Origin of the sequence: Paenibacillus sp. FSL R7-0189 (assembly GCF_037969925.1) — a bacterium.
GTDB lineage: Bacteria > Bacillota > Bacilli > Paenibacillales > Paenibacillaceae > Paenibacillus_AQ > Paenibacillus_AQ odorifer.
Window position 1 is genome coordinate 5,085,859 of record NZ_CP150223.1, and the last position, 12,158, is coordinate 5,098,016.

A 12,158-nucleotide genomic window follows, 5' to 3' on the forward strand; every position below is an offset into this window, starting at 1 on the left:
TGAAAAGTGGAATAACAGGATGGATGCTATTAATAATTGAGGAGGCTGTTTTCGATGAAAAAAAGATCACGTGGATTAACTCTGTTTTTGTCAGGAATCATGATGGTATCACTATTATCGGCTTGCGGAGGAAACGGAAATAACGCTCCAGCTTCTACAGATTCCGGTAACACAGGAACTAGTAACGGTGGTTCTGAGCCTAAAAAGGATACGATTACAGCACTTTTACCTCCGATATCAGCGAACTATCAAACACGTTTTGCTGATATGGAAAAAGAATTTAATACACTACATCCTAACTTGACTTTGAAAATCGAGCCAGCGAGCTGGGAAGATATGACGCAAAAACTTGATACTCAAGTAAATGCAGGTTCTCCTCCAGATATTGCTTTTATCGGTGCTTCAGGAATTTCGAAATATGCAGCACTTAATGTACTAATCGACCTTAACGGTGCCCTTTCTGATGAAGCCAAGGCAGATTATGACGAAGTTCCATTGAAATATTTCCAACTAGGTGACGCTCAATACGGCCTACCAGCGTATATGGAAATCCACACTATCGGTGGTAACAAACAATTCCTTGAAGAAGCCGGAATTGATTGGAAAAGCATTCAACAAAACGGTTGGACTTATGAAGAGTTCCGTAATGCAATTTCTAAAGGCGTAGTGAAAAATGATAAAGGTGAAACTACTCGTTATGGTTTCGTGTTCGCAACATCTGGTGTAGCATCTAAAGACTATCTAGCTATTCTTGCTAAAACTGCTGGTTTACCAGATTACTTCGATAAAGATCTTAAATATACGTATACAAGCAAAAACTTCTTGGGGCTACTTACATCTATTCGCGAAATGATCAACGATGGTTCTATGCCTAAAGAGCTAAGCTCTATCGATGCTGGTAAACGGTGGAACATGTTCCTAACGGGTCAAACGATGATCACAGGTAAAGGTTTATCTGCATTTGAAAACTCTGCTCGTCTAAACAATGAGAAGATTAAAGCGAACGATGGTTCAGCTGTTGCAGATTCTATTGAAGTTGATTATATTTCACTTCCAGTCCCAACATTCAACGGTGCCGATTATGTCCCTACTTCAATCGTTGATGGTTATATCGCACTTCGTGGTAAAAAAGCTCCATCTGAAGAGCACATCAAAAATATTGCCCTAGCAACGAATTTCTTGTCTTCTGGTTCAATTGCTGCTAACTACAGTAATGAGCTGTTCTTATCACCAATTACTGAATCTGCACGTAATGCAGAAGTACTTGAAAAATTCCCTCGTAACGAAGATAACGTTGCTGCAGGTAAAGCTATGATGGCAAAAGCGCTTCCGGCTCGTACAGATATTCCTACTGATCTGGCTGCTGAAGCATTAAAAATTGAAACAGAAGTTATTATTCCTAAACTACAAGCCTTACTTGCAAATGAGATTGCTCCACAAGAAATGTATGATGCAGTTAAAGCAGCTGCAATTAAATCTTTCGGTAAAGATGGTATTGTAGTTGACTAGTCTGTCGTAGGCTGACATGTGAAAGCTGTGCGTAGCTAGAACGTACAGCTTTCCTTCTAAATTAGCTAGAGCTTGTACTGTTTTTAGAAGAGAGGTGCGACCCAATGAATCAAACGTTGACTAAAAGAAAAAAATTGAAACTCGAAAGTGACTCAGGTTGGGGATACGCGTTTATCGCAGTAGCACTTATTGCGTTTTCTTTATTTACCGCATATCCAGTCATCAATGCTTTTATTATCAGCTTACAAAAATATGGTCCATTAGGATCCACTTTTGTCGGCGTGGATAACTTCGTTAACTCTTTTTCAGATGAACTTTTCTGGAAAGCGCTGAAAAATACGTTAGTATATACGCTATTAACTGTTCCGTTTAATATTCTTCTATCATTTTTAATTTCAATTTTGATTATTCCTTTCAAGAAAAAAACACAAACGATCTTTAAAGCACTATATTACTTGCCAGCCGTAGCATCTGGTGTAGCGCTTTCTGTTGTGTGGCTGTGGATCTTCGATCCGTTAAAATCAGGTATTGCCAATAAGCTCGTGAGTTTTTTAGGTATTGAAAATCAAAACTGGCTTGGTTCCAGTGCAACTGCAATGTTCTCACTTGTATTAATGTCATGGTTATCAAGTCATGGTACAGCAATTATTATTTATATAGCCGCATTACTCGCTATTGATAACAGCTATTATGAAGCAGCTGAAATTGATGGCGCGTCTTTCCTGCAAAAGCTTTGGTTTATCGTTGTCCCTTTCCTTAAGCCAACAACGCTATTCCTACTTGTTACTGGTGTTATCGGTTCCTTCCAAGTATTCCAAAACGCTTATCTTATGACAGGCGGTGGACCAGACCATGCAACAACAATGGTAGGTTTGTTAATCTTTAACAATGCGTTCACATATTTTGAGTTTGGTGAGGCAGCGGCACAATCATTAGTTCTAGCAGCGATTATCGGATTTATCTCATTCCTTCAATTCAAGTTTATAGGTAAAGATGTAGAATACTAGGAAAAGGAGCAGAATACTATGGGTTTGTACAACAATAGCTTAAGAAGCAAAGGGTATCTGTTTATACGTAATGGTGCAAACATTACGTTCCTTATCCTATTTGCCGCAGCTACCATATTCCCGATATACTTTATGGTCATCTCCTCGTTCGGTGATCCGGTAGAAGCTGGTGCAATGAGCTATTCTATCCTACCATCGAAGATTTCATTTGAATCTTATAAATTCTTCTTTAACTTCAGCCCACATACATGGGACTGGTTATTGAACTCCTTTATAGTGGCAGCGTGTATCACGGTATCTAACGTATTTTTTGCTACACTTGCTGGATATGCTTTTGCAAAAATGAAATTTAAAGGGAAAAACATTTTGTTCGCTATTTTGCTGGGATCTATGATGATTCCTGTTCAAGTCACTCAGGTTCCACTATATATTTTGATCGTAAACATTTTTGAATTACAAAATACGTACACAGCGTTGATTATGCCGAGCATAGTAACGGTATACAATATCTTCTTGGTTAAGCAGTTCATGTCCTCCATTCCAGGTGAAATTATTGAATCTGCTAAAATCGAAGGTTGTTCCCAGCCTAAAATCTTCTGGTATATCATTATGCCTCTATCTAAAACAATTATGGCAGTACTAGCAATCCTAACGTTCATGGCGGCATGGAATGACTTTTTCTGGCCGTTCCTAGTAACGAATACGATGGATATGCAAACCATTCAGGTCGGCTTGAAAAACTTTCGCTTTGCGAATACAACTTACTTTGCACCGATGATGGCGGGGGCAACCATTTCAGCAGTTCCAATGTTTATTTTGTTCTTCAGTTTACAAAAATACTTCCTTGAAGGGGTAACAGTTGGAGCGGTGAAAGGTTAATGGACAAACAATCAAAAGTTGATGCAACATACTTAGTTGGCTTGATGTCAGGTACATCAGTAGATGGTATTGATGCAGCAGTAGTTAAGCTTTTCCCATCAGCCGAAAAAGAGCATGGAGTAGAGATTGAATTACTGGCTTTTGAAAACACACCTTTTGAGGTGCAAGTTAGAAACTCCATATTTGAGCTTTTTGATCCCGCTAGCGCTACGATTGATAAGGTTGGCGCAATGAATATGTGGCTTGGCGAATTATACGCCCAAGCCACATTATCCGTTATAGGGAAATGCGGCCTTTCGCCTTCGCAAATATTCGCAGTAGGTTCGCATGGTCAAACAATCTATCATGCTCCGGAAGAGAATGTTATGGGCGGCTATAATCTGCATTGTACTGTTCAGATTGGGGATGGTGCAGTTATCGCCAATCGCACAGGAATTCCTTGCGTATCAGACTTTCGAGTTGCTGACATGGCAATGGGTGGACAAGGAGCTCCGTTAGTACCATTTACCGAATACTTATTGTTTAACAATCCAGAGAAAACAATTCTGATGCAAAATATTGGCGGAATAGGCAATGTGACTGTTTTGCCTGTAAATGCCTCATTGGATGAGGTATTTGCTTTTGATACGGGTCCTGGAAATATGATTATCGATGGCCTTGTATCGCAATTATTTGCACCTATGACCATGGATGTTGATGGCGAAATTGGTGCGGGCGGTCAAGTGATTGATGAGCTATTGAAATGGATGCAGCAGGATAAATATTATAAGATGCCGTTACCAAAATCGACAGGCAGAGAACGGTTTGGCCAACAATACGTGGCACAAATTATTGAAATGATGAAGGTTAATCACTGGAAAGCGGAAGATGTTGTTGCAACAGCTACGTACTTAACTGCCTGGAGCATCGTCGATAGCTATGAACGGTATATTGCACCGCAGCATCAGGCTGAGCAATTGTTAATTGGCGGCGGTGGAAGCTATAACAAGACGCTTTTGCGTGATTTACAACACTTATTTGCACCGCATAACGTGCAGGTGCTGACGCAGGAGGATATCGGTGGTAATAGTGATGCTAAGGAAGCAATTGCTTTTGCTCTGCTAGCGTATTACACGATGGAGCGCTTACCAAACAATATCCCGCTAGTAACTGGAGCTTCACAGCCAGTAGTAATGGGCAAAATTTCCTGGCCCTATATTGGACGTTCACAGGAGGCTTAAATGATGCAAATCAGACCCTTTTCAATTGAAGATCACTCTGCAGTTGTAGAGCTTTGGAATCGTGAGGCTACAAAATATGATTATAAGCCATTTACAGAGCGAGAGTTTCAAGATACATTCATCGACCATCCTTATTTTGACGCTGACTGTATATGGGTAGGCTGTGACGAAAAAGGGATTGTTGGTTTTGCAGCTGGCTGCTGCGGTGACGATCTCCCTCTTGGAGATGTGGCGGGTTATATTACGAGTGTTATTATAGATACCCATGTGGCTTCTCTGGAGCTTTACGATGCTTTTCTATTGCGTTTAGAAAAAAGATTCCAAGAACTTGGGAAAAGACAAGCGGATGTATTGTTTTTCAACCCTGTTAAGCTGAAGTGGAGTATACCAAGTGCACCTCAGCATGAGCATAATAATGCCCCGGGCATCAGTAAGGACCAGCCACTATATGAAGCTTTAATTGCTAGAGGCTACGAAGATCGAGCGAGGCAATGCGGCATGTATTTAAAACTCGGAAGCTTTATAGTTCCCGAAGGTATTTTAGATAAGGAAACCAATGCAAATAGCAAGGACTATTACATTACTTCCTATGTCCCTGATTTACATACAGGGCTTGAAGCAACGCTTGCTGCCCTGCAAAATCCGCAGTGGAAGAAGGATGTTGTTACTTATGTGAAGGTTGGCGCACCACTTGTAGTAGCTGTGTACGGCAACGAGGTTGTGGGCTTTGCGGGTCCAATTATTTCGCAGCCTGATGGAAGAGCATTTTTTTGCGGTATCGGAGTGCACCCAGAGCATGAGGGTCATGGCCTTGGCAGTGTATTATTTTTCAGAATGGTTGAAGCTTTTCAAAATGTGGGCTGTCAATATATCTCTCTATTCACTGGAAATAATAATCCGGCTCTTCGAATCTATCAAAAAGCGGGCTTTACTATTGAAAAACAATTTTCTATATTGCGGAGGGAACTTTAAAGATGAGCGAAAAATTCACAGTATTAGCAATTGGAGCGCATGTTGGTGATGTGGAGCTAGCTTCTGGTGGTGTGCTCGCTAGTCATAGTTTAAAGGGAGATCGCATTGTGACACTAGCGTTAACTGCGGGTGAACGAGGGGTCCCGGCAGGACAGGATATGAAGGAATATCGTCAGCAAAAAGTGAAAGAGGCACAGGTTTTTGCGGATATGCTAGGCGGTGAAGCCATTGTATTCGATGATTATTGTGACGGAGAGTTGCCTGACAATCAAGAAATTCGTATGGAGGTTTGTGATGTAATTCGTCGCGTGAAGCCTAACATTATTATTACACACTGGAAAAACAGTATGCATAAGGACCATGCGCTAACGCATCATATCGTAAATGATGCCCGTTTCTTCGCAAGTCTATCATCCTTTGAACGAGCGCTCCCCGCGCACTTTGCAGCAAGATTATATTACTCCGAAAACTGGGAGGATGCGGTTGATTATGTCCCTTACGTATATGTGGATTTCGATCAAGCGGCATTTGATCTATGGATAGATGCTTTAAGCAAGCATTGGTTTGTGACGAATAGCAAATCTTTCAAATACATGGATTATTATAAAGCACTAGCAGTTGTTCGCGGCTGTGAAGCAAGAAAGACATATGCAGAAGCATTTATGGTGCCAGCTGAAACGGTGAAGGTTAGGCAGTCTAGTCTTTGGTAACTATTCAACTAGCTAAGAGGGAGTGTTTCTATGTATAGCAGGAAACATTCCCTTGTTCTATCCATTTATGCGAAAAAGCAGCTAGGAGGCAGCTTCATATGGTGTTAAATGGGATTGATTCTATAACGAATTATCGTTATTTGTTCGAAGGTAAGCGCGTAGGATTGATTACAGCGCCGACAGGTCTTACGAAGGATTTTGCATCAACGATTACTATATTACATGAAAATTTTAATCTTGCTGCGATGTTTTCACCTGAGCATGGCGTTCGCGGAGATTTGGATGCAGGGGCAGTAGTAGACACTTACATGGATCCTTTTACGAATGTTCCAGTCTATAGCATGTACCGTAAAGACTCCAAGCGTTTAACAAAAGAAATGCTGAATGAAGTAGACATCATTGTATACGATATTCAAGATGTTGGTGTACGCTATTACACATTTATTTATACGATGCTATATGCACTTGAAGATTGTGCAAATGCAGGTGTGGAATTTGTTGTTCTTGATCGTGTTAATCCGCTTAACGGGGTAACGGTAGAAGGGAATGTCTTGAAGCCCGGCTTCAAATCATTTGTTGGAAATTACGAGCTAGCCGTGCGATACGGCTTAACAGCAGGTGAGGTAGCAACGATGGCAAATGATCAAATGAATTGGAATGCATCGCTGCATGTCGTTCGTTTGGAAGGCTGGGAACGGAGCATGTCCTTCCCGGATACAGGATTAACTTGGGTTCATCCTTCACTTGGAATGCCACGATATGAAACAGCGTTATTATATACAGGAACATGTTTATTTGAAGGCACGAACTGCTCGGAAGGACGAGGCACAACGTTCCCGTTTGAAATGATTGGTGCTCCGTTCATTCAAGCGCAGCAATTGGCAGATGAGATGAATGCAAAAGGTATCCCGGGTGTGCTTTTTCGTCCAGTTTATTTCAAGCCAACGTCATCTAAACATTGTGGCGAGCTATGCGGCGGGGTACAAATTTACATTACAGATCTCCAAGTGCTGAGGCCTTTAGAAGTTGGGGTAACCTTATTATTTACGATAAGAGATTTGTACGAGCAATTTTCATTCCTGCCTCCTGTGAAGGAGGGCTCTCGCCCATTTATCGATTTGCTGGGGGGAGACAGCATGTATCGTACGGAAAATATGCAAGCCAAGCAGCTGCTTGAACAGTTTGCAGCGGAAAGCAAGCAATTTGCAGAAATAACACAGCAGTATCATTTATATCGCTAGAGGAAGGTGAATAATTGATGAGAACAATAGAACATATGAGCTTGCGCGAAAAGATTGGACAAATGTTCGTAACAGGCTTCCCTTCAACCGAGATCACTCCTGAGCTGAAGGAAGTTATTGAGCATTATAAAGTGGGCAATATTATTTTATTCTCACATAATATCGACAATAAATATCAATTAGGCCAGCTTGTTACTGAGCTGCAGCAATGGTACACGACACATACTGGTATCCCGGGTTTTATTACGATCGACCAAGAAGGCGGTCGAGTCACTCGTATGCCTAAAGACGCGACCAATGTTGCTGGAGCCATGGCAATTGCTTCTTCAGGACGACCTGAAAATGCGTATGCAGCAGGCAGAATGACTGCCAGAGAATTGAAAGCATTAGGTATTAATTTTAATCTAGCTCCAGTTATGGATGTTAACAATAATGCATTGAATCCAGTCATAAATGTTCGTTCATATGGTGATTCTGTTGCAACAGTATCCCAGTATGGAATTCAAATGATGAAGGGATTGCTCGATGGAGGCGTCATGTCCTCACTTAAGCATTTTCCAGGTCATGGTGATACAAATGTCGATTCACATATTGGCTTGCCTAGCATTGAAAAAACACTTGAGGAATTAGAGCAGCTTGAGCTGCTGCCGTTTAAGGCAGCAATTGAGCAAGGAGCTCAAGCGATTATGAGTGCACATATTTTATTTCCGAAAATTGAAAAATCCGGTGTGCCCGGAACTATGTCTCATACCATTATTACAGAGATATTAAAAGGAAAATTAGGATATAAAGGGTTAGTTGTATCGGATTGTTTAGAAATGGACGCGATCAAACGATACTATGGTACGGCAAAAGGAGCGTTAGGAGCTGTTAAAGCAGGTATTGATTTGGTATTCATTAGTCATACTCCTGAGACAGTGAAGGAAGCGATTCATTTGATCGAAGAAGCTGTAGCCACCGGTGACTTGGATGAAGCGCTAATTGATGCAGCTGTTACAAAAATTTTAGCTTATAAAGCACAATATGCGACGATTGAGGAGCTAGATTATGAACTAGTTGGCTGCGATGTACATCGCCGAGCAAATGAGCTAATGCGTACGGAAACGATCTGCCTCATTAAAGGTGAGCTCCAGCCCATTCATACCGGTGACGAGCAAGTGTTATTTATGGGTTCCTATTCATACCGCACCGATCTTGCGTCCAGCAGCTTGAATCAAGCTCTTAGCTTTCCGCAATATATGGGGGAGCATTTTAATACAGCTTATGAGATTATCGACATTGACCCGAGTGAGGAGCAAATCAACGCTGCGCTGCCAAAGGTACAAGGCTACAAGCATATTGTTATCGGCTTGTTTAATGCGCGTGAAAACAAAGGTCAGCTTGCGCTTGTTCAGAAGCTGCTGGCAGCAGGCTGCAAAGTAACGGCCATTACATTAGGTCGCCCGTATGATTTACCGTTAATCGAAGGCGAGTTCTGCGGAATTGCGGCATTTGAGTATACACTTGATGCATTCAAATCACTCCTTCCAATCCTAAATGGTGAGGTTGTACCCACCGCCAAGATTACGATACAGATGTAGATAAAAAGTACAACAAGGGGACATAGGTATGGCATTTATCGTTGGAATTGATGGGGGTGGCACGAAAACAGCTGTCACCATTACGCATGACCAGGAAGACTCTTTATTCACCTTTACTGTAGGGCCTATTAATTATAACGGTGGTGATGCTGATGCTATTGCCGCTTCCTTTGAGAAAATTTTTAGTCAAATGAAGCTCTACTGCAGTAATTTACAAGAAGTTGCTCATATATGTATAGGTGCGGCAGGAATAAGTAATCCGCTGGTCATCAATTTTTTGGAGCAGCATGTGAGAAATAACGGTTATATCGGGCCATTAACGATTACTGGCGATCAAGAAACCGCATTATACGGGGCACAAAATGCGATGCAAGGCATCATTCTCATTGCCGGTACAGGATCGATTTGCTTTGGGGTCAATGAAAAAGGAGAGCAGCATCGCACAGGAGGTTTTGGTCATCTGATTGATGACGAGGGAAGCGGTTATAGTATTGGGCGCGATCTATTATCCGGATTAGTTCAAGTGGAGGACGGAAGAATAACCGATACGGTCATCCCAGCGATGGTATATGAGCAGCTTGGATTAAGCACTGTGAAAGAGATTATTGGCTTTGTTTATGATAAAAATACGACGAAAAAAGATATTGCGCAGCTCGCACCGATTATGACGACCGCATGCGAGAAGGGCGATGCACATGCAATAGCGTTAGCGGAGAAATGTGCAGCCAATCTATATGAGCTTGTTGTGCCTGTTATTGAACGGCTTAAGCTATATGAAAGTCCGATTGCGATTGCAGGAAGTGTGCTGCAAAAGTCTCGCTTTGTGAAAGAAGCCTTGGAGCGAAAGCTCGCACAGAGCTACCCGCAAACAAAGTTGATTTTGCCGATTAAGGATGCAGCCTACGGTGCTGTCCTGTTAGGAAGATCAAAAAAGAACAACGACTAGTTTTTGTCGCTATGGAAAAATAAGGGTGTGTCATAAGTCCGAGCAGTTGGACTTGCGACACACCCTTATTTTAAAATGGTAGGAATCAAAAATGGCTTAAAATTTATCAGTCAAATAAAACACGGCTTGTTGTTTCGGAAATAGAGCTTGAAGGATGTTAGCGTGCTCAGTACTGTCCTTTGCTGCGCCTGCTTCATTATAGCCGAACATGATATAAGTCATTAGCTCGCGTTCATCTACTTCTATTGAAGTATAGGGATTGGTATGATTACTAGCATCGGAAACAGAAAGCTGCTTTTGCTTATAATCCAAGTAGATACAGTCCTCATTGCTGCGAAGTGCAATATGCAGCTCCTGGCCTGCAATTATGTTGCTACGGTTTAGGCGATCTTCTAATTCAGGCTGAAGCTTATGGAAAGTTGAACTGAGATTGATCATTTTCCACATCGCCATATTGATTTGAATTGAATTTGCTTGATGCTGTTGGTAATAGGAATATAGCTTATGGTCCTCTGGGAGCATCGCTAATATTTGCTTTGCATTTTGTCGCAGCTGACATAAGGCATGAAACAAAGCTTCAACGCCGTTTTCGGCTTCGTTCAAATACAATAATTCATTAATAAATACTTGTTCAGTATCTTTCTTTTCAATGATGCCATAAGCGACGATTTTCCCATTTCTGCGAAGGAGCAAGCAGTCAACTTTCTTCCATTCCGGCCAGGTCAATAAATCATTCCAATACGTTTTACTTCGGATCACGGTGTAGGTACGATTCTTATTAAATTGTTCATAGATGAAACGGATATCATCGAGATAACAGGCTTCAAAAGGAATGATTTCATCACTGTTTTGCTGCTGCTCCAAACTTGCTGGTTTTTCAATTGCGAAAGCAGTCTCGGGAATAAGTCTCCAGCCAGCTTTTTCATAAAACGCATGCTTACTAGCCAAAAGCAAGCTTATATCATAATCGGTTTCTTTCATATAGTTGGTCTGCGCATGAAGAATTTTGTGTGCAAGCCCCAGCCCGCGGTAATTTAGATCTGTACCGACACTCCCCATTGCACCTGTTTTCAAGATCGCTTGACCGACTCTAATATGAAACGGGAAAATTTGTACATTGGATGCAATCTTACCGTCTACCATCGCAAACCATGTTGTATCTGGATCATATGTGGTGTCGAGGTCTAATCTTTCTTGGAAAAAAGCTCGGCCTACGGAAAAGCATTCATCTAAAATATCGTAAATCTTTTCAAGCTGCTCTCTAGTTGGATGGTTCATTACGATGATGTTTGGTGTCGTCGTCATCTTTCATTTCCTCCTGCGCCGTAATGTTGGGATAAATTTAATAAATGAAAAAAAACGGTTTTTTTTTTGAAATTTAATTTCTTAACTTATAGTTTAATGTTGAAAAAAAAATTCGTCAATAATGGAACGTGTGGAATCATAGAAGTGATACAAAATTTAGATTGCTCAATATAGTCTAAATGAGTATTAGGAAAATAGCGACTTCGGCTGAGCAATTACAAAGCACAAAGCGCACAAATGAAGGCGCAGCTTAAAAAGAAGAATGATAAACCGTTCAAGAAATTTTTGCGAAAAATCGGAAATATTTTCATACCATTGATTCCTGCATTTGTTGGAGCGGGTTTAATTGCGGGGAAGTATGATTTCGCAAATTGAGCTAGACTTAAATGAATTGCCAGAATCAGAGAAAAAAGTAGCGGAGTACATTCTTGCAAATGCTAAAGAAGTGCTGCATATGACCATACATGATTTAGCAACGAAAGCGGAGGCAAGCAGTGCGGCGGTTGTTCGTTTTTGCAGGTCGCTAGGAATAGATGATTTCCCTGCACTGAAAATCCGATTATCAGCGGAAGTAGAAAATACGCCGTATGTTGGTTATTTTGATGTTGAATCGAATAAAACGGTGCATTCTATCATTGATAGTGGATGAAATGAAGCGTCCGATTTATCGAGCGATTGTAGAGAAATATCTTAATGTAACAAACCTGAGCAAGTACTATTTTAATCATGGAAGGACTTATTTATACTCTGACGCAGTAATCCGCACCATTGCAGATACGCGGCGAGTCC

General features: G+C 41.3%; 11 protein-coding genes and 1 pseudogene. 11 read left to right on the plus strand and 1 reads right to left on the minus strand.

The window, feature by feature from the left end; translation table 11 throughout:
• Nucleotides 1-54 precede the first annotated feature (54 nt).
• The 9 genes from MKY63_RS22210 (at nucleotide 55) to MKY63_RS22250 (ending at nucleotide 10,064) form a co-directional block, all read left to right on the plus strand.
• Nucleotides 55-1,509: an extracellular solute-binding protein gene (locus MKY63_RS22210; RefSeq protein ID WP_036688723.1), complete on the plus strand. Its 1,455-nt coding sequence runs from the start codon at nucleotides 55-57 to the stop codon at nucleotides 1,507-1,509.
• 104 nt (nucleotides 1,510-1,613) lie between these two features.
• Entirely contained in the window at nucleotides 1,614-2,516 is a 903-nt protein-coding gene (locus tag MKY63_RS22215; RefSeq protein ID WP_036688721.1) for a sugar ABC transporter permease, read from the plus strand.
• Between the two features lie 18 nt (nucleotides 2,517-2,534).
• Entirely contained in the window at nucleotides 2,535-3,395 is an 861-nt protein-coding gene (locus MKY63_RS22220) for a carbohydrate ABC transporter permease (RefSeq protein WP_036688719.1), read from the plus strand.
• Nucleotides 3,395-4,615 carry an anhydro-N-acetylmuramic acid kinase gene (locus MKY63_RS22225; protein ID WP_076275211.1) on the plus strand — a complete coding sequence of 407 codons (1,221 nt, stop codon included), beginning with the start codon at nucleotides 3,395-3,397 and terminating at the stop codon, nucleotides 4,613-4,615. Before MKY63_RS22220 ends, MKY63_RS22225 begins: the two co-directional genes overlap by 1 nt.
• On the plus strand, nucleotides 4,616-5,587 hold the full coding sequence (locus tag MKY63_RS22230; protein WP_256719405.1) for a GNAT family N-acetyltransferase: 972 nt from the start codon (nucleotides 4,616-4,618) through the stop codon (nucleotides 5,585-5,587).
• Nucleotides 5,588-5,589: 2 nt separating this feature from the next.
• Complete coding sequence (locus tag MKY63_RS22235) at nucleotides 5,590-6,297, plus strand: PIG-L family deacetylase (protein WP_076106428.1); 708 nt, start codon at nucleotides 5,590-5,592, stop codon at nucleotides 6,295-6,297.
• Nucleotides 6,298-6,395: 98 nt separating this feature from the next.
• A complete protein-coding gene (locus MKY63_RS22240; protein ID WP_076275212.1) occupies nucleotides 6,396-7,538 on the plus strand; it encodes a DUF1343 domain-containing protein in 1,143 nt (380 codons plus the stop codon).
• Nucleotides 7,539-7,555: 17 nt separating this feature from the next.
• A complete protein-coding gene (locus MKY63_RS22245; protein ID WP_076106426.1) occupies nucleotides 7,556-9,118 on the plus strand; it encodes a glycoside hydrolase family 3 protein in 1,563 nt (520 codons plus the stop codon).
• Between the two features lie 28 nt (nucleotides 9,119-9,146).
• Entirely contained in the window at nucleotides 9,147-10,064 is a 918-nt protein-coding gene (locus MKY63_RS22250; protein WP_076100313.1) for a BadF/BadG/BcrA/BcrD ATPase family protein, read from the plus strand.
• Nucleotides 10,065-10,160: 96 nt separating this feature from the next.
• Here the strand turns inward: MKY63_RS22250 and MKY63_RS22255 are convergent, their stop codons facing one another.
• Nucleotides 10,161-11,369, minus strand: a complete 1,209-nt coding sequence (locus tag MKY63_RS22255; protein WP_339809834.1) for a GNAT family N-acetyltransferase — start codon at nucleotides 11,367-11,369, stop codon at nucleotides 10,161-10,163.
• 234 nt (nucleotides 11,370-11,603) lie between these two features.
• On the opposite strand from MKY63_RS22255, the pseudogene MKY63_RS22260 reads away from it, so the two are divergent.
• Together MKY63_RS22260 and MKY63_RS22265 are read left to right on the plus strand one after the other, a co-directional pair.
• Nucleotides 11,604-11,738, plus strand: a pseudogene (locus tag MKY63_RS22260) (PTS sugar transporter subunit IIC); the annotation flags it as partial.
• Nucleotides 11,728-12,018, plus strand: a complete 291-nt coding sequence (locus tag MKY63_RS22265; protein ID WP_081390232.1) for a MurR/RpiR family transcriptional regulator — start codon at nucleotides 11,728-11,730, stop codon at nucleotides 12,016-12,018. The pseudogene MKY63_RS22260 and the gene MKY63_RS22265, both read left to right, overlap by 11 nt.
• Nucleotides 12,019-12,158: the final 140 nt, after the last annotated feature.

What these genes read in the sequence shown, in the direction of transcription:
- MKY63_RS22250 (WP_076100313.1), top strand. Translation starts at nt 9,147, where the DNA reads ATGGCATTTATCGTTGGAATTGATGGGGGTGGCACGAAAACAGCTGTC.
- MKY63_RS22245 (WP_076106426.1), top strand. Translation starts at nt 7,556, where the DNA reads ATGAGAACAATAGAACATATGAGCTTGCGCGAAAAGATTGGACAAATG.
- MKY63_RS22240 (WP_076275212.1), top strand. Translation starts at nt 6,396, where the DNA reads ATGGTGTTAAATGGGATTGATTCTATAACGAATTATCGTTATTTGTTC.
- MKY63_RS22220 (WP_036688719.1), top strand. Translation starts at nt 2,535, where the DNA reads ATGGGTTTGTACAACAATAGCTTAAGAAGCAAAGGGTATCTGTTTATA.
- MKY63_RS22235 (WP_076106428.1), top strand. Translation starts at nt 5,590, where the DNA reads ATGAGCGAAAAATTCACAGTATTAGCAATTGGAGCGCATGTTGGTGAT.
- MKY63_RS22210 (WP_036688723.1), top strand. Translation starts at nt 55, where the DNA reads ATGAAAAAAAGATCACGTGGATTAACTCTGTTTTTGTCAGGAATCATG.
- MKY63_RS22255 (WP_339809834.1), bottom strand. Translation starts at nt 11,369, where the DNA reads ATGACGACGACACCAAACATCATCGTAATGAACCATCCAACTAGAGAG.
- MKY63_RS22265 (WP_081390232.1), top strand. Translation starts at nt 11,728, where the DNA reads ATGATTTCGCAAATTGAGCTAGACTTAAATGAATTGCCAGAATCAGAG.
- MKY63_RS22230 (WP_256719405.1), top strand. Translation starts at nt 4,616, where the DNA reads ATGATGCAAATCAGACCCTTTTCAATTGAAGATCACTCTGCAGTTGTA.
- MKY63_RS22215 (WP_036688721.1), top strand. Translation starts at nt 1,614, where the DNA reads ATGAATCAAACGTTGACTAAAAGAAAAAAATTGAAACTCGAAAGTGAC.
- MKY63_RS22225 (WP_076275211.1), top strand. Translation starts at nt 3,395, where the DNA reads ATGGACAAACAATCAAAAGTTGATGCAACATACTTAGTTGGCTTGATG.